At 58.1% G+C, this 18,590-nt stretch carries 17 protein-coding genes, 1 tRNA gene and 2 pseudogenes; 3 read left to right on the top strand and 17 right to left on the bottom strand.

Going from position 1 to position 18,590, the window contains the following annotated elements; all coding sequences use genetic code 11:
• Positions 1 to 77 precede the first annotated feature (77 nt).
• The 7 genes and pseudogenes from ACVWXW_RS13645 to ACVWXW_RS13615 all read right to left on the bottom strand — a co-directional run bounded on the left by ACVWXW_RS13645 (position 78) and on the right by ACVWXW_RS13615 (position 6,843).
• Positions 78 to 162, bottom strand: a tRNA-Ser gene (locus ACVWXW_RS13645).
• 73 nt (positions 163 to 235) lie between these two features.
• Positions 236 to 658: a DUF2358 domain-containing protein gene (locus tag ACVWXW_RS13640; RefSeq protein WP_457404240.1), complete on the bottom strand. Its 423-nt coding sequence runs from the start codon at positions 656 to 658 to the stop codon at positions 236 to 238.
• Positions 655 to 1,452: an MBL fold metallo-hydrolase gene (locus ACVWXW_RS13635; protein ID WP_457404238.1), complete on the bottom strand. Its 798-nt coding sequence runs from the start codon at positions 1,450 to 1,452 to the stop codon at positions 655 to 657. The genes ACVWXW_RS13640 and ACVWXW_RS13635 overlap by 4 nt, the downstream gene beginning before the upstream one ends.
• 15 nt (positions 1,453 to 1,467) lie before the next feature.
• A complete protein-coding gene (locus tag ACVWXW_RS13630; protein ID WP_414417398.1) occupies positions 1,468 to 2,808 on the bottom strand; it encodes a TldD/PmbA family protein in 1,341 nt (446 codons plus the stop codon).
• 357 nt (positions 2,809 to 3,165) lie between these two features.
• A pseudogene (locus ACVWXW_RS13625) lies at positions 3,166 to 4,491 on the bottom strand (RNA-guided endonuclease InsQ/TnpB family protein).
• 4 nt (positions 4,492 to 4,495) lie between these two features.
• Positions 4,496 to 5,362 (bottom strand): DUF4351 domain-containing protein, encoded by an 867-nt coding sequence (locus ACVWXW_RS13620; protein ID WP_457404237.1) that lies wholly within the window; start codon positions 5,360 to 5,362, stop codon positions 4,496 to 4,498.
• A 20-nt stretch (positions 5,363 to 5,382) separates the two neighbouring features.
• Positions 5,383 to 6,843: a TldD/PmbA family protein gene (locus ACVWXW_RS13615; RefSeq protein WP_457404235.1), complete on the bottom strand. Its 1,461-nt coding sequence runs from the start codon at positions 6,841 to 6,843 to the stop codon at positions 5,383 to 5,385.
• 160 nt (positions 6,844 to 7,003) lie between these two features.
• Here ACVWXW_RS13615 and ACVWXW_RS13610 point away from each other — a divergent pair, with 160 nt between their 5' ends.
• Positions 7,004 to 7,744, top strand: a complete 741-nt coding sequence (locus tag ACVWXW_RS13610) for a uracil-DNA glycosylase (protein WP_457404234.1) — start codon at positions 7,004 to 7,006, stop codon at positions 7,742 to 7,744.
• 47 nt (positions 7,745 to 7,791) lie between these two features.
• Here ACVWXW_RS13610 and ACVWXW_RS13605 read toward each other — a convergent pair whose 3' ends face one another.
• Positions 7,792 to 8,649 carry a methyltransferase domain-containing protein gene (locus ACVWXW_RS13605; RefSeq protein ID WP_457404233.1) on the bottom strand — a complete coding sequence of 286 codons (858 nt, stop codon included), beginning with the start codon at positions 8,647 to 8,649 and terminating at the stop codon, positions 7,792 to 7,794.
• Positions 8,650 to 8,771: 122 nt separating this feature from the next.
• The gene (locus tag ACVWXW_RS13600) at positions 8,772 to 9,419 is read right to left on the bottom strand and encodes a CDP-alcohol phosphatidyltransferase family protein (RefSeq protein ID WP_457404232.1); all 648 of its coding nucleotides are present in this window, start codon (positions 9,417 to 9,419) and stop codon (positions 8,772 to 8,774) included.
• Positions 9,420 to 9,851: 432 nt separating this feature from the next.
• Between ACVWXW_RS13600 and ACVWXW_RS13595 the strand changes: the two genes are divergently transcribed.
• On the top strand, positions 9,852 to 10,835 hold the full coding sequence (locus ACVWXW_RS13595; RefSeq protein WP_414344385.1) for an ABC transporter ATP-binding protein: 984 nt from the start codon (positions 9,852 to 9,854) through the stop codon (positions 10,833 to 10,835).
• Between the two features lie 374 nt (positions 10,836 to 11,209).
• Here ACVWXW_RS13595 and ACVWXW_RS13590 read toward each other — a convergent pair whose 3' ends face one another.
• The 3 genes from ACVWXW_RS13590 to ACVWXW_RS13580 all read right to left on the bottom strand — a co-directional run bounded on the left by ACVWXW_RS13590 (position 11,210) and on the right by ACVWXW_RS13580 (position 13,468).
• A complete protein-coding gene (locus ACVWXW_RS13590) occupies positions 11,210 to 12,325 on the bottom strand; it encodes a glycosyltransferase family 4 protein (RefSeq protein ID WP_414357496.1) in 1,116 nt (371 codons plus the stop codon).
• A 139-nt stretch (positions 12,326 to 12,464) separates the two neighbouring features.
• Complete coding sequence (locus ACVWXW_RS13585) at positions 12,465 to 12,605, bottom strand: hypothetical protein (protein WP_457404231.1); 141 nt, start codon at positions 12,603 to 12,605, stop codon at positions 12,465 to 12,467.
• Between the two features lie 131 nt (positions 12,606 to 12,736).
• Positions 12,737 to 13,468 (bottom strand): M50 family metallopeptidase, encoded by a 732-nt coding sequence (locus tag ACVWXW_RS13580; RefSeq protein WP_414344389.1) that lies wholly within the window; start codon positions 13,466 to 13,468, stop codon positions 12,737 to 12,739.
• A 176-nt stretch (positions 13,469 to 13,644) separates the two neighbouring features.
• On the opposite strand from ACVWXW_RS13580, the gene ACVWXW_RS13575 reads away from it, so the two are divergent.
• Complete coding sequence (locus ACVWXW_RS13575; RefSeq protein WP_414328936.1) at positions 13,645 to 14,277, top strand: class I SAM-dependent methyltransferase; 633 nt, start codon at positions 13,645 to 13,647, stop codon at positions 14,275 to 14,277.
• A 22-nt stretch (positions 14,278 to 14,299) separates the two neighbouring features.
• On the opposite strand, the gene ACVWXW_RS13570 is transcribed toward ACVWXW_RS13575, so the two are convergent.
• The 5 genes and pseudogenes from ACVWXW_RS13570 to ACVWXW_RS13550 all read right to left on the bottom strand — a co-directional run.
• A complete protein-coding gene (locus ACVWXW_RS13570; RefSeq protein WP_457404229.1) occupies positions 14,300 to 15,127 on the bottom strand; it encodes a thiazole synthase in 828 nt (275 codons plus the stop codon).
• Positions 15,128 to 15,159: 32 nt separating this feature from the next.
• Positions 15,160 to 15,357: a sulfur carrier protein ThiS gene (gene thiS / locus ACVWXW_RS13565; RefSeq protein ID WP_414423912.1), complete on the bottom strand. Its 198-nt coding sequence runs from the start codon at positions 15,355 to 15,357 to the stop codon at positions 15,160 to 15,162.
• Entirely contained in the window at positions 15,345 to 16,607 is a 1,263-nt protein-coding gene (locus ACVWXW_RS13560; RefSeq protein WP_457404227.1) for an FAD-dependent oxidoreductase, read from the bottom strand. The genes thiS and ACVWXW_RS13560 overlap by 13 nt, the downstream gene beginning before the upstream one ends.
• Before the next feature lie 416 nt (positions 16,608 to 17,023).
• Positions 17,024 to 18,100: an ABC transporter substrate-binding protein gene (locus ACVWXW_RS13555; protein WP_414409540.1), complete on the bottom strand. Its 1,077-nt coding sequence runs from the start codon at positions 18,098 to 18,100 to the stop codon at positions 17,024 to 17,026.
• 318 nt (positions 18,101 to 18,418) lie between these two features.
• Positions 18,419 to 18,590, bottom strand: a pseudogene (locus ACVWXW_RS13550) (IS5-like element ISSoc13 family transposase); the annotation flags it as partial.

The following is an 18,590-nucleotide window of genomic DNA, read 5'->3' as shown; positions in this document are numbered from 1 at the left end:
GAGAGAGTGGGATTCGGTCGCGCCAGCGGGCCGGATGGCCTTACCCACGGTGAGTTGCTCTCACAAACAAGTTCCAGCGGAGAGAGTGGGATTCGAACCCACGGTGAGTTGCCCCACACAGCATTTCCAGTGCTGCGCCTTCGACCACTCGGCCATCTCTCCAGATTGAGAATAGGGGCGACTTTCCAGAGAGCTAAAAAGTCAGCTTTGTGATCCTAGCAGAGGATGGAAGCTATTAACGGGATCCTTTGGGCTCCCCAGGCCGAAACATTTGCAGCAGCACTTCCCAGCGGGAGCACCGCCAGTAATCAACATGGGATCCGATCAACCCCGTCTCATTGATCTGCATCTCTGTCCAGCCGGGGATGCACAGGCGGGGACGCCAAGGCAAAGCCAAAGAACCGCTTAGGATCCACTCGGTGCGGATCTGGTTGCCGGTTTGCCGAATATCCTGCAGATCGAGACGGATATCCTGTAGCCAACGACCTATCCCCTCGATCATGCGGCGATAGCGATCCAAGCCGCGAAACTCGTTGAGGGGATCCCGGAAGTAAACCTGGGGATCGTAAATCGAATAAGTTTGATTTTTGGGAAAGCGAGCATAATCTGCCCGCAAGATGGTCACCAGATCAGGCGGGGCTTGGGAAGGAAGGCTCATGTCTTGGCCACGACAGAAAGAGACACCGTTTCCCCAGGGGCGGGGCAACACAACTGGATGGATTGGGACGTGGCGGCATTCAAGGCTGCCAGCTTTTCTCGAAACTCCTGCAGGCTGCCCAAGGGGCGGATCTGGGCGGCAAACCACCCGTGGTAGTCCACCTCTCCCATCGCCGTAGGGATCACCTGCTGGGGGCGTAGGGCTGCCACCACCTCCAGGGCCCGCTCTGGCCCCATGATCACCTCTCCCAAGAGGGGAAAGATCTGCCCCACCACCGGAATCAGTAGGGTATGGATGGAGCCAAACTCCTGCTGCAGCCGCGGGCGGACATCCGGCTGGGACAGATGAGGCTCGTAGTAAAGCCGTGTCTGAGAGGACACCTCTTCCAGCAGATAGCCCAGCTCACGGACAGGCCCTAGGGGCGCACCGGGAATGGCTGTGACCCGCAGATCCCCCCACTGAGCGGACTGCCAGGGATCCAGAGCCTGAACCGTTGCAAATCCCAGACTCTTCACGACTCTGGCTGCAGCCGGCGAAGCCAAAACGGGGATCCGCTTATCCAGGCGCTGCAACGTTGGTGGGTGGCAGTGATCCGGCTGGGCTTGGCTGAGGAGGATCCCGTCGATTTTGGGCAAGGTCTCCGGCGTAAAAGGGAGCGGCTGGCGGTGCTCCAGGCGGATGAACCAGGGGATCCCCAGAAACACCAGGGGATCCACCAGCCACGGATCCAATAGGAAGGTTTGCTCCCGGGTGTGGATGAGCCAACTGTTGAGGTCGATGCGGGTCAGTTTCATGAGTTGAAAGTAAGGTTATTGGCCGGTAATGGAGAGATCGGCAACCCAGATGCGGGGACACAGCCCACCCGGTGTGACTTGCGGCTCGGGCTCGACGTAGAAAATCGACTTCAACAACTCCAGAAAGTCTCCGGCCACCGTGGCCGCTTCGATGCTGATGCGTTCTCCTTGGCGTACCCACCACCCCTGAAACGGCAGCGAGAAGGATCCCTGTAGGGGCTTAACGCCGGCATGAAGCGCTTGCAGCTCATCGATCCAAACCACATTTTCAGCCGTAGCCAAGTCATAGGTGCTCTCCGGCGGTGCCCCGGCAAATACATGGTAGTAGTGGGCGGCAACTGTGACCTTGGCGCCGATATTGGCGTGGCCTGTGGGCTGGGCTCCTAGGCGCTTGGCTGTACCGGCGCTGTGCAAAAAGTGGGTCAAGACTCCATTGGTGATGAGGGGGACGCGGCGAGTGGGGGTGCCTTCGCCATCAAAGCTGATCGCTCCCACATTGGTCGGGTGTAGGGCATCGTCACACACCGATAGGAGAGGCGAGGCAATGGTCTTGCCCAGGGATTCTGGGGTGGACAGGCTTTGGTTGTCCAAAATGTTTTGGGCATTGAACACATTGGAGAAGGCGCTCAACAAACTCAAAAAGGCTTCTCCGGAAAAGACCACTGTGTATTTTCCAGAGGGGATCCGCTCGTACTCCAGATGGCTAATCAGTTTCTCAGCAGCTTCCTGCACACAACCCTGGATATCCAACTCATCCAGGCTGCGAGCCACTCGCATGGCTCCGGCGCTGCGGGGTTTGCGTCCTTCTTGCTCTGCCTTGCTGTAGAGAAAAACCGAAGCGAGGGTATGCTCCTCTTGTCGTAGGGCTTGGTGGCTATTGAGGTAGAAGCGGTTGATCTGCCGCTGCGCTAGGCCGTTGTAGGGCACCCCCTGAATGGCGGGATGGGATCCCAGGAGTGCCTTTTCGGCAGCCACCAACTGTTCCAACAAGTCGCCGGCCAAAGCCAACGGCCCTTTGTCGTTACAAGGCTGGGCAATGGGCAGAGTGGCTTCCGGGCTGAATTGAGGGGCATGTTCCCGCACGCCAAAATGGCTGGCTTCAAAGGCCGTTTGCAGGGCCAGTTCCAGCCCCGCCTCATCCACATCGGTGGTGGAAGTTACTCCCACCTGCCCTTGGTCGTTCCAGGCCCGCACCGTCACGCTGCAGCGGTGGGAAGCCTTGACCTGGCGAGGTTCCCCATGATCTACCTGCACGCTGGTTTCATCCACTTGAGCCCCGTAGAGATCAAACTGAGGGATCCCCAGCCGCCGGGCACAGCTTTGTGCCTGTTCTGCCAACACCTCGACTTGCACCATTGCCACTCCCCAAGTTCCTGTTGCCATCCAGCGCCTCTAGTAAACTACCCGCACTCATGCTGACGCAGAGCGCTCCGCACCGCTAAAGCGAAAGAGCATGACTCTAGTCAATAATAAGCTCAACTATACTGAAAATAATGTATAATATGTTCAGTACGGATTACTACCAGTTGATCTTTCTGTTTACTTTCGAGTCTGCCAACATGGTAGCCAAAGCAAAGCAGAAAATTGGTAGTAAGACGACACGGAAACTGCGCTTTGGGTATTCTACTCAAAGCTTTGCGGGATACCGCCATTCTGTTTGGAAACAAACAGAATGCTATCGCTGCATAGTTGAACAGTGATGTTCAGCAGTGTTCAGCGTAAATGTATCAGTGCAGGCTTTCGGTAGCCCTGTAGTTGGCAAGCCAACCACGGACCTCTAGGCTGGTTTACAGCAGCCCCAAGTTTGGCAATCATGTTGGCCCCATTCCAGTCCGCATCCCCTTCCCATCCACAGTGCCCACACTTAAACTGCTTCCCACTGCGATTTTGCTACGCAACGCTGACGCGACAGGATTGCGCAGGGTCGGGATGGATGTGCAAACACTTGTGACAGGTCTGCGAGGTATAAGCAGGCGGAACAAGGATCAGAGAAACCCCTGCAACTCTCGCCTTGTATTCCAGAAACTGCCTCAGTTGGTAGGACGCCCAACTGTTGGCCCTGCGCCGCTCGGCTTTGCTGCGGGGTTGTTGGTTGATACGCTCCCGTATCCCTGTCAAGTCCTCTAAAGCAATAGCGCTATTTGTGGCCTTTGCCCTAGAAACAATAGCTTTAGAGATGCGATGATTGACCCACGTTTTTGCTACGCAACGCTGACGCGACTGAAAGCGTCTCTCCTTACCAGACAGCCGTTGCAACAGTTCTCTGCATCTGCGCCGCGAACTGCGTGTGCCCTTACTGGCTTTGCGTTGGAGTACCGCCCTCAACCGGGAGTAGTGGTCTCGGACTCTGTTCAACTGCTGTCCATTCCAGTTGTCCCCCTCTGACGTATGGGCAATATCTGTCCTTCCCAAGTCCACGCCTACCACCTGAGCGGTGTTCTGCTGTTCCGGTAACTTTGCTTCCACGCAAATCTGGATGGAGTAGGAACCGTCTTTGCGCTTGACCAGAGTGGCCGTTCGCGTCAGCGGACCGGAGGTCTTTTTGGGATTGGAGCCCGCCAACTGTTCTCTCTGGTAATGACCAATCGCCAGCTCAAAGCGTTCTCGACCCTCCACCGTGGTGAGCGACACCGTCCAGTCTTTCTCGCGAAACGAAAAGATACGAGCGTCGTAGGTAGCGAAGCCACCCTTGTTCGCGTTAGCGTCGCGTAGCGACAACGCTTTGACCGGGCGGTTTTTCTGTTGTGCCACCTTGCGAGCAGACGCTACCCGTCTGCATATCTGTTGGTCGCGTAAGCGGGACGTAGTCCTTGCCAAATTACTGGACAAGCCGAAACGGGCACGGATTTCGTAGTAGCACAGGGATTGGAGTTTCAGTGGGTTGACGACTTTCTCGGGTGTGTTTTGGTTGACCCAGTTCAAGGCTTGGCCGTTCGCGTTAGCGTCGCGTAGCGACAAAGCATCCAATGTCTCGTCCAATTTGGCGGCTTGCGACTGGGACACCTTGAGCTTGCAAGAAACGGTCAGGACTTGGGTCATAGCCTTATTGCATTTTACTCACATTCCTCCCGACCCTTGCCCTGTGGGCAGAGAGCGGGGCTCCTGCGGTTTCTAGCTGACGGGCCAGCCAGGCGGTCAACTCTTCCGATCGCGCCAGCGGGACGTAGTCCTTGCTGTTGAAGTCCAACAGAGCTTCCCCCAGCGCCTCCAGTTGTGACGTTGACAAAGCCCAAATCTTATTCTCAAGGGCCGGGTCAAGGGATCCCAACTTCCGCCTGAGCAGCCGCAAAACCAGCGTTGCTTCCCCGTGTTGCAATCCCTGTTGTAATCCTTGTTGCAATCCTTGTTGTAGCCCTTGTTGCAGGCCCAGTTGTAGTCCTTCTCTGCGTCCTTCTTTGCGCCCTTCTTCCAGCCCCTCTCGCAGAGCTTCTGCCCGCCACTCTTGGTAGATCACCGATTCCCTCATATCCAAAGACCTCATGATTTGTCGAATCAAACCCCGATCCAATGCTAGTCCCGCCAAGACGGCTGTTGCGGCTGCCAATTCCCTTCTCTCACTGGGGTCTGCCAAGCTCTCTAGCTCACTGACCACCTCTCGCAAGGTTTCTGCTGGATCTTCCACCTGGCTTAGAACCCGAAACGGTAGCAGGGCTTGCCGATCCGCTCCGGCCCTCAAATCGCATTCCCACAGGCGGACAACATCAAACTCATGGCTCAGCCTCTCTAGACGAAAAGAGGTCTGGAAAACTCCCTCCGACCCCGTTTTGCGCAAGTCAATGACCACCTGCTGCACCGATAGGTGAGGATACCTCCGATAGAGTCGGAGCCGAGCCACTTCTCCCATGAGCCAGCGGACAAACTGCTCTGGGAAACGCTCGGCCAGATATTTGCAGACGTTGTCATAGGCCATGTCGAGGTGGATCCCTGGAATTAGCGACCGCCCACGGTAATGGAATCCACCTTGATGTGAGGCTGCCCGACGGTGACGTAAATGCTGCCACTTACAGAGCCACAGAACCCAGCTGCCAAGCTGAGGTCTTTGGAACACATGGAGATTTTGGTCAAGATGTCTTTGGCTTCTCCGATCAGGGTGGCTCCCTTGAGGGGCTTGGTAATTTTGCCGTTTTGGATAAGATAAGCTTCTTCGACGGCAAAGTTAAATTGCCCGGTTGGGCCGACGCTCCCTCCCCCCATGCGCTTGCAATAGATGCCTTTGTCGATAGAAGCAAAAAGATCGTCCAATTCTGCATCTCCAGGGGCGATGTAAGTGTTGCGCATACGGCTGGCAGGGGCAAAGGTGTAGTTTTGGCGGCGACCGCTGCCGGTGCGGGGGTGGCCGGTGCGCATTGAGCCGGCCCGGTCGGCCAGGAAGTTCTTCAAAATGCCCTTTTCAATTAGCAAAGTGCGCTGGACGGGCATCCCCTCGTCATCCACATCCAGGCTGCCAAAGGCCCCTTCAGAGAGACCTTCGTCCCAGGCGGTAAGGTTTTTGTGGGCAATTTTCTGGCCTTTTTTGTCGGCAAAGGGCGTGGTTTTGCGCTCAATTTGGGTGGTTTCCAACAAGTGGCCGCAGGCTTCGTGGAAAATGACGCCGCCAAAGGCGTTGGACATCACAATCGGGTAGGTGCCGGATTCCACATAGTCGGCATAGAGCATCTGGCCGGCAGCTTCTGCCAGCTCCCGGCTATGGGCCTCCAGATCCCAACGGCGCAAAAAGTTGGGATCCCCCGTACCGCCGGAGCGTTGACTGACAGAGGCGCGATGGGATCCATCGGCACAGAGCAGCGTAGAGCTCACGGATTGGGTGAGGCGCACATCCCGCACAAAGGTGCCATCGCTGCAGGCCACCAGAATCTCTTGCCAATCGCGGAAATAGGTGGTGCGGCGGGACTGCACATGGCGGGCTTGGCGACCCAGTTGCTCGTTGGCTTTGAGCAGGATCTCCCCCATCTCCGCAATGGGGCTACATTCCTTCAACCAGCCATCTTTGCGGCGACGCTCGCCGTAGTCCTGCAGCATCTCCAGGTTGATGGCAGAAACCAGCGCTGTGGGGCCGGGAGGGGTGAGGCCCATCAGCGAAAGGCCCTTCTCCAGAGCAGCCTTGAGACCGGCAAAGGATAGATCGTTGGTGCTGACGTAGCAGTCGGCCAAGCCGCGAAACACCCGCACGCCGGCACCGGTGGAGAGTCGTGGGGTGATGCTGGTGATGGCGTCATCTTCGGCCAGGCAACTGATGGAATTGCCCCGTTCTAGAAAAATCTCCACCAAATCGGCACCGGCAGCGCGCCCCCAGCCCAACAGGGCAGAGAGGGGATCCCGCCAATCCTCGTCGAAGCGCTGTAGAGTATGACGGTAGTTCAGGTTGGGCAGTTCTTTGGACAAAAGCAGCATGGCAGGCTCAGGGAGTAGAGACGAGCTAAGGCCGGCGCAAGTTTTCGTTTTCTCAGTTTAACAAGGAGTAAAGGTTCTCCCCTGCCGGCAAATTGACCTGGAGCTTGACAAGGGCGGGGGAGCAATCGAAGATCGCTGCACAAGGAAACCTCGACTTGCAATGGCTGCCAAGAAAAAACCGCCGGAGCTTCAGCCCAGCCTGTTTGACGATCCCATCGAGCCGCCAGCCCCGGCGGAGGAGACACTCCCCCAGTGGGATCAGATCCCCCTGTCGGCCCAGGTGCCCATCCCCCCCGGCACTTACAGGGATTTGGAGCAACTGAAGCAGCATTGTTTGGTATGCCAGCGCTGCGACTTGGCAGCCAGCCGTACCCATGTGGTGGTGCATCGGGGCAACCCCAAGGCAAGGATTTTAATCATCGGAGAGGGGCCAGGGGAAAGCGAAGACCTGCAGGGGCTGCCTTTTGTGGGCAAGTCGGGACAATTGCTGGATAAAATCCTGGCTTCGGTGGGGCTGGATCCCGAGCAGGACACCTACATCTGTAATGTGGTCAAGTGCCGCCCCCCTAACAACCGCGTGCCCACCCAGGAGGAGATGGACGCCTGCCGTCCCTATCTGTTGGAGCAGATTCGCCTGGTGGATCCCTGGATTATTCTGCTCACGGGGGCCACCTCGGTGCGCTCCCTTTTGGGCGAGAAGCGAGGGATCACCAAGATCCGCGGGGAATGGATCCAGTGGCAGGGACGCTGGTGTATGCCCATTTTTCACCCGGCCTATCTGCTGCGCAACCCAGACCGCACCCCTGGCAGCCCCAAGTGGTTGATGTGGCAGGATATTCAGGCGGTGAAGCAAAAGTATCTGGAACTCACTGGCACAGCACCGCCCCAGCCCAACTTTTGAGCCCATTTCCCCAAGCGCCCCTCCTCCCAAAGGGGAGCAAGGGATCCCTACCTTGGCTGATCCCCAGGTTTGAACCCAGTCAAGAGGCCAAAGCAGAGCAAGCCGGTGGCATAAGCCTGACGCATCAGGCCCAGCCCCAGCGCCCCGCGAACGGTAACCCAGCCGCTGCGCAGCAAAGCCCAGATCCAGCGCCAGTCGCGGGCAGAAGCGATCACCTCATCCCAGAAAGGGGCCACTCGCTCCGACCAGTCGGCGCTGCGCACCTGCTCAAAGCCCACCTGTTGGGCCAGAGCCTCGTAGCTGGAGAGGCTGATCACATAGGGTAGGCAGTACACCTCGTAGATTTTCTGCAAAAGCTGTTGATCCTGCTGGCTCAGGGATCCCTCGCGGTGGCACCAGGTTACCACCATCACCTGCCCGCCCGGTTGCAAGACCCGCCAGCCCTCGGCCAGAAACTGCCGCTTATCCGGCATGTGCTCGCCGCTTTCCAGAGACCACACCAGATCAAAGGTGTTGTCTGCAAAGGGCATCTCCAGGGCATCGGCCACCTGAAATCGCACCTTGTTGCTCAGGCCGGCCTCTTGGGCGCGCTCCGTAGCCCGCTGGGCTTGGACGGGGCTGAGGGTAATGCCCGTAACCTGTGCCCCAAAGCGCCGGGCTAACTCCAAGCTGCTTCCCCCAATGCCACAGCCAAGATCAAGAATGTGCTGGGGAGGGCAGGGATCCCCGATCTGGCCCCACTGGATAACCCTATCAATCAAGTCAATCTGAGCTTGGCGGCGATCCTTACCGGTTTGGCCCGGCTCGTAATAGCCATGGTGCATGTGCTCCCCCCACACCCGCTCCCAGAGGCCGGAGGAGGCATCGTAGAAGTGGCGAATGCGTTGGTTGAGGGTGGAGGTCATGGCAACAGATCTCCATGGCTTTTTTATTTTGGATCCTCTCGCCCGGTGAAATCTGATGGGGAACCCTTGTAACCCAACTCGCGCCAGCCGGACGGAGCCATAATAACAGACCCTTTCCGGGCTCACCTTGGAGCAGAAAGCGATCCCAGCGCCCAAACCAACCGCTGCACAGCACTCAAGAGCACCAGAATCGCCATCAGCCCAAACAAGCCCACCATGTACTCCGGGAAAAGGAAAAACAAGCCGTAGAAAAAGATGGTTTCGCTGCCCTCGATAAGCCCCGACGGCATACTTAAGCTGGTCAGTTCATCCAGGGATCCCGCCCCGACAGTGCCATCCGTCCTTGTTGCTCCGCAACGCTGTCGCGAACGCCGTTTTTCCAACAGCCCTGCCAAATACATCCAGGAGCAAAGGTTGATGTAAAAGCTGGCCAGCATCAGAGCCAGAGAAGCATAGCCCAGCAGGGATCCCTGGTGAAAGGCCAGCCCCAGGGGAACGACTGCGTAGACCACCACGTCCAGCAGCATATCCAGGTAGCCCCCCAGATCGCTTTGCCGTCCCTGCAGACGAGCCAACGTGCCGTCCAGCCCGTCCATAAACCGGTTCAGCAACCACAGGCCCAGCCCCCACCCGTAGGCCCCGTAAGCTGCCGCTGTCCCAGAGGCCAGGCCCATGGCAAACCCCGACAGGGTAATGGCTAGGGGATGCACCTGTTGGAGAGGGGTTTGCAGCACTGGAGCCAACAGCCGCTCCTTCCACTGCCTAAGCACCTTATCCAGCAAGAAACACTCCTTTCTTATTGCTCTGCAACGCTGTTGCCGATGATCACCACCGGCTGGGATCCCACAAAACCTCTGGATTCAATTTTCTTGCTCCGCACCGCCAACGCGATGGAAATCATCATCCCAGAATCATCCCAGATGATGAGAATGCTACTGAAGGGAGGTCAGAGCAAAGTGCTGTGCCTACGGCAAAGGAACCGCACCGCTGTTGCGAATGAAGCGGATACCTACGCGGAGTATGTTTGCTCTGGACCCTTTCCTCTACCGGAAGTGCTGCGGCAAGCCTAGGCTGGGACAAAGCCTGTGGGTAAACTAAAGGTTAGGCTGGGTAGCCTATCGCCTGGCGGACTGTGTGCTCCTTAACTCGGTGTTCGCGGCACCTTTTTCTCCCTCAACTCCAACATACCTACGAGCGAGTCCATGAGCGAGACCCCCACTTCCCCAGCAGAAGCGTTCGCGGCACCAGAGCCGGTCATTGCCATCACCGGCCTGACCAAAACCTATCGCACAGGATTTTGGCTGAACAAGGTGGTCAGCCCCCTCAAAGATTTTTCTCTGACTGTGGCCCGCGGAGAAACCTTTGGGCTGCTGGGGCCCAACGGGGCCGGGAAAACCACCACCATCAAATGCCTACTGGGCATTGTGGAGCCCACCCGCGGCAGCGGCACTTTGCTGGGCAAACCCCTGGGGGATCGCTCCATCAAGCAACAGGTGGGATATTTGCCGGAGAACCCCTATTTTTACGATTACTTGACGGCATGGGAGTTTCTCCAGTTTGCCGGCAAGGTGTTTGGTCTGCCCAATAGCCTGTTGAAGGAGCGGATCCCGCAACTGCTGGAGCTGGTGGGGCTTTCTATAGATACGGCCCGCAAAAAACAACTGCGCACCTACTCCAAGGGCATGCTGCAGCGCACTGGCATGGCCCAAGCGCTGATCAACGACCCAGAGCTGGTGTTTCTGGATGAGCCGATGTCGGGACTGGATCCCATGGGCCGCTATCAAATGCGCGAGATCATTCTGTCCCTCAAGCAGCAGGGCAAAACGGTGTTTTTCAACAGCCATATCCTGGCGGATGTGGAAGTTATCTGCAACCGAGTCGGCCTGATCATCGGCGGCAAATTGGTGCATCAGGGAACTTTGGATGACTTGCTGGGAGAGAGCAAAAGCTATCGGGTACAAGGGCACGGTGGCGCCGTCGAACAGTTCCGCGACCGCCTAGAGCACTTCTCGATTCAGGGATCCCATTGGTCGGGGGAATGGAGTGGATCCCTACCGGAGTTGCTGAGCCTTTTGAACCAAGCGGGGGCACTGGTCACCGACTTGCATTGGCAACGGCAATCCCTAGAAGAATTCTTTGTGGAGCAAGTGCGGGCCATTGAAGGGGATCATCCGGTCTCTGCCTAGGCTGGCCGTTCGCACTGGTGCTATGGAGAACCCCGAGAGCAGGACGGAGTTCTGCCCTGAGTATTTCCCAGTAGGGGACTCTGTGCTGATACATTTACGCTGAACACTGCTGAACATCACTGTTCAACTATGCAGCGATAGCATTCTGTTTGTTTCCAAACAGAATGGCGGTATCCCGCAAAGCTTTGAGTAGAATACCCAAAGCGCAGTTTCCGTGTCGTCTTACTACCAATTTTCTGCTTTGCTTTGGCTACCATGTTGGTAGACTCGAAAGTAAACAGAAAGATCAACTAGTAGTAATCCGTACTGAACATATTATACATTATTTTCAGTATAGTTGAGCTTATTATTGACTAGAGTCATGCTCCGCACCGCTAATCGGCAGCAATAACAGCCCGGTAGTAGCCTTCCAACTGTTGGGTGGCTGCCGACCAGCTCCAACGTTCTGCCTCTTGGCGGGCTTGCTGTCGGAAGAGCTGTCGCTGCCCGACGCTGCTCAGGAGTTGCTGGGTAACCTGGACAAAGTCGCTATCCGAATTGGGATCGAACAGAAAGCCATTGCGCCCACTGTCCACCACATCGGTAATGCCACCGCAGCGGGGGGCGATCACCGGACAACCGGCAGCCATGGCTTCCAACAGAACCAGCCCCAAGGTCTCGGTGCGAGAGGGGAACACGAACAGATCCGCCGATGCAAAGGCCGCTGCCAGAGACTCCCCCTGCAGATAGCCCGTAAACACCACATCGTAGCCGGCAAAATGTTGCTCCAGGGATCCCCGCTCTGGCCCATCCCCCACAATAGCCAAGCGGGCTTGGGGGATCTGCTCCAACAAGACCCGGATCCGCCCCACTTCCTTCTCAGCCGAAAGCCGCCCCACGTAGAGCAAAAGAGGCCGTTCCGGTTGCCCCGCCGTGAGCCGAGCCCGCATTTCTGAACTGGCCGCCTGGGGATGAAACAACTCCGTATCCACTCCTCGCTGCCACAGTTGCACCCGCTCAATGCCGTGGGCGCTCAGCTCCTGCATCATGGCCGTCGAGGTGCAAAGATTGACCCGCGCCAAATTGTGCCCCAGCTTCAGGAGATTCCACAAAACCCCTTCCAGAAAGCCCAGTCCATAATGCTGCAGATACTTCGGCAGATGGGTATGGTAGGAGGCCACCAGCGGGATCCCCATCGTCTGGCTGTAGTAGAGGCCCCCCAATCCCAAAACTGCCGGGTTCACCACGTGGATCACATCCGGTCGGAAACGGCTGAGCAACTTACCGATGGCCGGGCCGGGGGCAGCCAGCTTCAACTCTGGATACAAAGGCAGTGGCATCCCCGGGATCCCGTAGACCCGTGCCCGTGCAAACCGCCGGGGGGCTCCCCGGGGCGCGACGATGAGCACCGAGTTGCCTCGAGCGGTTAGGTGACGCACCGTGTGGCAGAGGCGGGTAACGATGCCATCCACCTTGGGCAGAAACGTCTCCGTAAATAGGGCTATGCGCATCAGGGATCCCAAGCCTACTGTTATTGCTCCGCAACGCTGCTGCGACCGCGCTACTCGGACGGAGCCCTCAAAGACTCTAGAATGAGTGTTGCACAAAACGGCAACGCTGCTACGACCTCCGTCAGCAGACTCAAGTACCTCATTCCACCGGTGCAGAGTAGGGTATCGGCTCAGGTTCGGTGAAAGTCTGCACCTGGCTTTGGCCCAGCGTGTCTGCGGCGGTTTTGCTGATCAACAGTAAGGTCGCCGCCAGGGCCAGCCCAATAACATCCCGCCACATGCTCCACTCCTCAACTCCTCACTCCTCTTGCCCATTACTGTAGCGGCGGTTTTCTCGACTGGGCAGTGATGGAGGACGGATTTTTACATAACACGAACCACTGCCAAAATTGCGGCTTTGCCCCCCGCCGGCTAGTCCCGGAACGTCAGCTGCAAGCTGGTTATCAGCAGCACCAAAGAAGATACCGCCATCACCCCTCCCCAAAACCAGTAGGGCAAGAACAAGTTTTGGGCAATCTGGCTGGAATCGGAGTGGATCACCTGCCCGTTGATCACAGCAGAGGCCGTAAATAAGTAGTCAAGCTGGTGGTAGGTGCTCACACAGGCCTGCACCCCCAAAAATTGTGCAGCGAAGCCCCGCAACCAAGGGGAAGCCCAGCAGCCCACCGCCAAGATCCCCAGCCCAATAGCCGGGATCAGCAACAGGCCAAATAGAGAGCGCACCCAGAGCACCGCCGACAGCAACAGCAGGGATCCCAAAGCCAACAACCCCAACTGGGCCGTACCTTGACGACGAGAAGCCAGGATAAAAACCGCCCCGGCCATTGGGGGCCCCATTGGCCCACCGGCGGCCACCAAAGCTCGACCCACCGGCCCCAAAAACAAGTGCCCACTGTGAAAGGCCAACCCCGACCCGTCGGGATAGATCTCCAGACGATGAAACTCCCCACCCAACAGCACTGCCGTCAAGCCGTGGCCCATCTCATGAAACCAGGTGGCCAGAATCGTAAAGGGGTAGAGGATATAGTTGCCCCAGGGGAGCTGCCAGAGCAAGACCGTCAGACCTGCAGCAGCCACCAACCAAACCAAGCTGTGCCGGCCAGGTTTCTCGGAAGGGGAGGGAGGCAGCTCAAACTGAGTCATAGAGCAGCAGTGGGTAGACAGAAAAAAGCCTAAAACGCCTCGTCCTCTTAGACGACTGCCGGCAGAGGAGAGTTCCAAGCCAACCCCGAGAAAATCCAGAAAAACATATGTCTCAAACCAGTTTGCAATGGATGTAGGTCAGGTAGGCTGAAAAAGACTCTGAGGGATCCCTGTCTGTGGCCACCTTCCTGCGGGATTGGAGCTACCGCTTTCCCTGGCTTTACCGCAGCATCAGCCGCGGGGCTGCTCTGGCGGTGGGGGGATACGAGCGGCTGCGGAAATTGCCCCTACAAGGGATCCAGATTCATCCCCAGGAGCGGGTGTTGGATCTCTGCTGTGGCCCGGCTGAAGTAACCCCACTGTTGGCGGAGCTGAGCCAGCAGGTGGTGGGCCTGGATGCTTCCCCCAAAGCTCTAGCAGCAGCCCGCAAACGCCTTCCCCAGGTGGAGTTTGTGGAGGCCTTTGCCCAAGATATGCCCTTTCCCAATGCCAGCTTTGATTGGGTGCATACCAGCTTGGCTCTGCACGAATTGTCCTTCGCCGACTTGGAGCAGGTGCTGCGGGAAGTGTGGCGGGTGCTCAAGCCGGGGGGAGGACTCTTGATTCTGGATCTGCACGCGCCTCGACAACCCTTGATCTGGCCTGGGCTGGCCCTCTTTTTGGCCCTGTTTGAAACCGAGACCGCCTGGGAGCTACTCAAGCTGGACTTGCCCGAGCATTTGCAGCAGCAGGGTTGGCAATCCATCCGGCAGACCCTCCACGCTGGGGGAGCTCTGCAGGTTATCCAGGCGCGAAAGCCTGCCGCCTGAGCTGCACCCCTGAGAGCGGCAGTCAGCCCTGGTGCCAAAAGGGAGTGCCGAGGACAGGCGTACTGGGCTGAGCTGTTTCCTGAGGGATCATAGCCCCGGCCAGGTAGGCTCGGCGGCCTGAGCGCACCGCTTCTGCAAAGGCCTCAGCCATGACCACCGGATCCCGAGCCAAAGCCACTGCCGTGTTCAGCAGCACCCCATCGAAGCCCCACTCCATCACCTGACAGGCATGGGAGGGCAGGCCCAAGCCGGCATCCACGATCAGCGGTGCCTCGATCCGCTCCCGCAGCAGGCGCAAGTTGTAGGGGTTGAGAGGGCCTTTGCCGGTGCCGATGGGGGCCGCCCAGGGCATCACCACCTCACAGCCAGCATCCAAAAGCCGCTGGCAGAGCACCAGGTCGTCGGTGCTATAGGGCAGCACCTTAAAGCCGCGCCGGATCAGCTCAGCCGCTGCCGTCGGCAGTTGCACGGGATCCGGCTGCAGCGTGTAGTCATCCCCGATCAACTCCAGCTTGATCCAGTCGGTGCCGAACACCTCCCGCGCCATTTCCGCCGTTGTGATCACCTCCTGCACGCTGTGGCAGCCGGCGGTGTTGGGCAGAACTGGGATCCCCATCTTCTGCAACAGAGCCCAGAACCTCTGGGAAGTTTCTGGCCCCAGTGCCCCTTGCCGCCGCAGAGAAACCGTCAACAAACAGGGCTGCGCGCGCGCCACCGCCTGCTCCAAAATGGCTGGCGAAGGGTAGCGAGCCGTACCCAACATCAGACGGCTGGGCAACGGTTGGCCGTAGAGAACCAAAGGATCCTCATCGGCCAGAGTTGAGGGAGAGCAATGGAGAAGGGTGGACATGGCTGAGGCAGATAGAAAAGCGGACTTGAGCGCTAGCCGCCGGCAACCGGAGCGACGATCTCCACCTGGTCGCCTTCTTGCAGACGGGTTTGCTCGTGCTGCGCACGTGGCACAAACTTCAGATTAACCGCTACCGCGAAAGGGCCGCTGGCCCCCACCTGAGCCACTGCCTCGGCCAAAGTGGTGCCTTCCGGCAAATCGTAAGGCTTTTGGTTGATCAAGACACGCATGGCGACAGGGACTCACCGGAAAAAGGGGCAGCCTGCACCTGAAAGGGGATCCCAAGCTGCTGGGCCAAGCGACAACTACCCTGGTGGAGATACTCCAAGACAGCATCGTGGATGGCCGGGGAGATCAGAAAGCCATGGCGATAGAGGCCGTTGATCTGCAACAGGCGAGGTGAGCGCTCCACCACGGCTGGCAAATGGTCTGCCAAGGTGGGACGACATTGGCTGCCTAATTCCAGGATACGCGCTTCGGCAAAGGCAGGATGTACGGCGTAGGCGGCGCTGAGCAACTCCAAAGCCGAGCGGACGCTCACCGGCGAGCGATCCTCAGATTCGATCTCGGTGGCTCCCACTACGAACAGGTGTCCCGGCTTGGGAGCGATGTAGATCGGATAGCGAGGATGCAACAGCCGGGTTGGGCGCCGCAAAGAGACTTCCGGGGCATACAGGCGCACCACCTCACCCCGAACTCCGCGCAGCAGTCTTGGCCCGCCCCATTCTTTTTGGGCCCCCAGGCCGCGGCAATCCAAAACCCAGCCTCCGGTTTGTTGCTGCCAGGCTTGGGCCTGCTCCAGATCCCAAGGGCAACCCCACTCCACCTCCACCTCGTGCTGCCGCAACTTGGCCAGCAGAGCCGACAACAGTTGGCGGTTGTCCAGTTGGCCCTCTTGGGGAAGATACAGGCCCTGCGCAAATCGCCCGGCTACCGATGGCTCCAGCTCGGCAATAGCCTGGGCATCCAGCGGCTGAGGGCGGGGGAGATGCGGGAGGTGTTCCACCACAGCGGCCAGCAGGGACGAGAAACGTCTGGCTTCCCCGGCATCTTGGCGGTGCCAGAGGATCAGAGTGCCTTCTTGCTGAAAGAAAACCGGCTGCGGCAAGCTGGCCAAAAGAGAGGGCCAACGAGAAAGGGCGTAGTATCCCTGGGCCACCACACTGGCTTCGGCGATGGCAGACTCGGCTAGGGGAGCCAGCATAGCAGCGGCAAAATGGGCAGCGCTGCTCTCAGGAGCAGTGGCCGCCTCCACAATGCGGACAGGATGCCCAACCTCGACAAGGCTGGCGGCCAACAGACGCCCCATCAGCCCAGCCCCGAGGACAAGGATGGGATCCCGCTGCGCTGCCCAAGGCCAAGTGATCCCTGCCGCGTCAGCGGCGGGGAATGAGCCCGTCAGACTGGCTGGCGGGTCTGGCGGAGAAGAGGAGGGTGAAAGGGTCAAAGTGCCCTGCGCTGCTGACACAATGGATTCCATACTGGATCCCATGATAGGCTTTCCAGCTCGGCGATGAATCTGCTCCCACCTGTGCCTGCATTTGTTGATGGAGTGCTGGGCCAAGCTTCGCTGGAACGCCTTTTCACTTGGAGCTTTTTGTTTGATCTCGCTGTTGGTCTCCGGGATCCGTCTGGGGGTGCCGGTGTTGCTGGCGGTGTTGGGGGAGGTGATCACGCAGTGTTCTGGCATTCTCAATTAAACCGGAATGAAACATTTCCCTCTAGCCCCCTTCTCCCTCTGAGAGAAGGAATGGGGGTGAGGGCAGTGGCGCGGAGCGTTTAGGGGGTGTCTCAATCTAGTTTGAAATGACTATAGTTCCCCTCTCCCTTAGTGGAAGAGGGGCTGGGGGCGAGGGGGGATCCCTTGGGCTGAGAAGCGCCAAGGGTGGAAGTCCGTCAGGCAGTGTAGTAGGCAGTGCCTTTATTGACGAAGTCCAGTGTGTAGGCAGCCCGGTAGTTGATGGTTGGCTCAAATACGCCGGCCACCGTCATGCTGTCGAAGAAGTCTTGCCAGCGTTTGTCGGTCATGGCGCCAATGCCTTTTTCCAACGCATCGCCGGACAAGATGATGCCGTACTCCTGCAATTTCTCGAAGCTGTAGGCCAACTGGGCATCGGTCATCTCCGGGTTGTCCTGCTTGATCAAGCGATAGGCCGGACGGGGATCCTCCAAGAAGCTGTACCAGCCTTTGATAGAGGCATCCACGAATCGCTCCACCAAGTCGGGCTTGGTTTCCACCAGTTGGCGACGGGTTTCGATGGTGGTGGCATAGGGTTTGTAGCCCAAATCCGCCAGGAGGAAGACCACCGGCTCAAATCCCCCTTCCCGTTGGATGGCAAAAGGCTCGGATGTCAGATAGCCTTGCTGAGCTGAGCTGGGATCCGCCAAAAAGGGGCCGGGGTTGAAGTTGTAGGGACGAACCTGATCGTCGGTGAAGCCAAAGCGGGCCTTTAGGTAGGGCCAGTAGGTGGCAAGGCCACCTTTCGAGACAAAGATAGGCCGGCCCTTGAGCTCTTCAAAGCGCTGGGTGCCAGGGTGGGCCATGATGATCTGCGGGTCTTTTTGAAAAATGGCCGCCACGCACACCAAGGGGATCCCTTCTCGCACGGCATTGATCACCCCTGTGCTTCCTCCCATGGCAAATTCGGCAGCTCCACCGGCCAAAACTTGGGTGATGTTGATGCCAGGGCCACCCATCTTGATGGTCACATCCAGGCCATGCTCGCGGTAGATGCCGGTCGCCACCGCCTGATAAAAGCCGCCGTGTTCCGCCTGGGCATACCAGTTGGTAGCGTAGGAAACGCGATCCAGACCGGATCCCTGAGCCACTATCAGGGTGGGAGAGGGTTTGCGCTGAGCTTGGGCACCCCCTGCAGCCAACAGACCGCCCCCAAGGGCTGCGGCCCCCACCTTGAGAAGTTGACGGCGGCTCAGAGCGTTGGTGTTCGAGTCAGAGGGTCGAGGCGAAGCCATATCCATTCTTCCTAACCTAATCCTTGCAGGGTGTGAAGCGGCCAAAGGCGCAGGTAATTTGTAACACTCCATTAAACCAAAAAACCTTGGACAGAGCGGTATCTCCGGCTACCGGTACTTGCAGACGAGATCCGCCGGCATTGGGTTCCATCGGCTAGAGACCAAGTTGCCCAGCAGCCAGCACCTCAGCTCAAGAATGGCAAGGGGAACAAAGCCCGAAACCAACCTTGCCCCGATCTATCCCAAACCTGTAGCCACCGAACCTGACCGGCGCTCGAAGTATGGTCATTTTGATTCAAACTAGGTTGTGTTGATCTTTCATTTGAGCCAAAAGAGAGCACTGACGAGATAGAGAAAACTCAAGAAGTTCCTGGCCAATTTGTCAAAACGAGAAAATAGATGCCGGTACTGCTTTAACTTATGAAAAAAGCATTCGATTAAATGCCTCTCTTGATACAGATGCTTGTCATAATGCCGCTGCGTCTTTCTA

Source organism: Thermostichus sp. MS-CIW-30, assembly GCF_054058015.1.
The sequence above is the reverse complement of the archived record's forward strand: the minus strand, read 5'-3'. Positions and strand labels throughout refer to the sequence as shown.

What these genes read in the sequence shown, in the direction of transcription:
- ACVWXW_RS13635 (WP_457404238.1), bottom strand. Translation starts at nt 1,452, where the DNA reads ATGAAACTGACCCGCATCGACCTCAACAGTTGGCTCATCCACACCCGG.
- ACVWXW_RS13610 (WP_457404234.1), top strand. Translation starts at nt 7,004, where the DNA reads ATGGCTGCCAAGAAAAAACCGCCGGAGCTTCAGCCCAGCCTGTTTGAC.
- ACVWXW_RS13630 (WP_414417398.1), bottom strand. Translation starts at nt 2,808, where the DNA reads ATGGTGCAAGTCGAGGTGTTGGCAGAACAGGCACAAAGCTGTGCCCGG.
- ACVWXW_RS13560 (WP_457404227.1), bottom strand. Translation starts at nt 16,607, where the DNA reads ATGGAATCCATTGTGTCAGCAGCGCAGGGCACTTTGACCCTTTCACCC.
- ACVWXW_RS13640 (WP_457404240.1), bottom strand. Translation starts at nt 658, where the DNA reads ATGAGCCTTCCTTCCCAAGCCCCGCCTGATCTGGTGACCATCTTGCGG.
- ACVWXW_RS13585 (WP_457404231.1), bottom strand. Translation starts at nt 12,605, where the DNA reads ATGTGGCGGGATGTTATTGGGCTGGCCCTGGCGGCGACCTTACTGTTG.
- ACVWXW_RS13615 (WP_457404235.1), bottom strand. Translation starts at nt 6,843, where the DNA reads ATGCTGCTTTTGTCCAAAGAACTGCCCAACCTGAACTACCGTCATACT.
- ACVWXW_RS13570 (WP_457404229.1), bottom strand. Translation starts at nt 15,127, where the DNA reads ATGTCCACCCTTCTCCATTGCTCTCCCTCAACTCTGGCCGATGAGGAT.
- ACVWXW_RS13605 (WP_457404233.1), bottom strand. Translation starts at nt 8,649, where the DNA reads ATGACCTCCACCCTCAACCAACGCATTCGCCACTTCTACGATGCCTCC.
- ACVWXW_RS13620 (WP_457404237.1), bottom strand. Translation starts at nt 5,362, where the DNA reads ATGGCCTATGACAACGTCTGCAAATATCTGGCCGAGCGTTTCCCAGAG.
- ACVWXW_RS13580 (WP_414344389.1), bottom strand. Translation starts at nt 13,468, where the DNA reads ATGACTCAGTTTGAGCTGCCTCCCTCCCCTTCCGAGAAACCTGGCCGG.
- ACVWXW_RS13595 (WP_414344385.1), top strand. Translation starts at nt 9,852, where the DNA reads ATGAGCGAGACCCCCACTTCCCCAGCAGAAGCGTTCGCGGCACCAGAG.
- thiS (WP_414423912.1), bottom strand. Translation starts at nt 15,357, where the DNA reads ATGCGTGTCTTGATCAACCAAAAGCCTTACGATTTGCCGGAAGGCACC.
- ACVWXW_RS13590 (WP_414357496.1), bottom strand. Translation starts at nt 12,325, where the DNA reads ATGCGCATAGCCCTATTTACGGAGACGTTTCTGCCCAAGGTGGATGGC.
- ACVWXW_RS13555 (WP_414409540.1), bottom strand. Translation starts at nt 18,100, where the DNA reads ATGGCTTCGCCTCGACCCTCTGACTCGAACACCAACGCTCTGAGCCGC.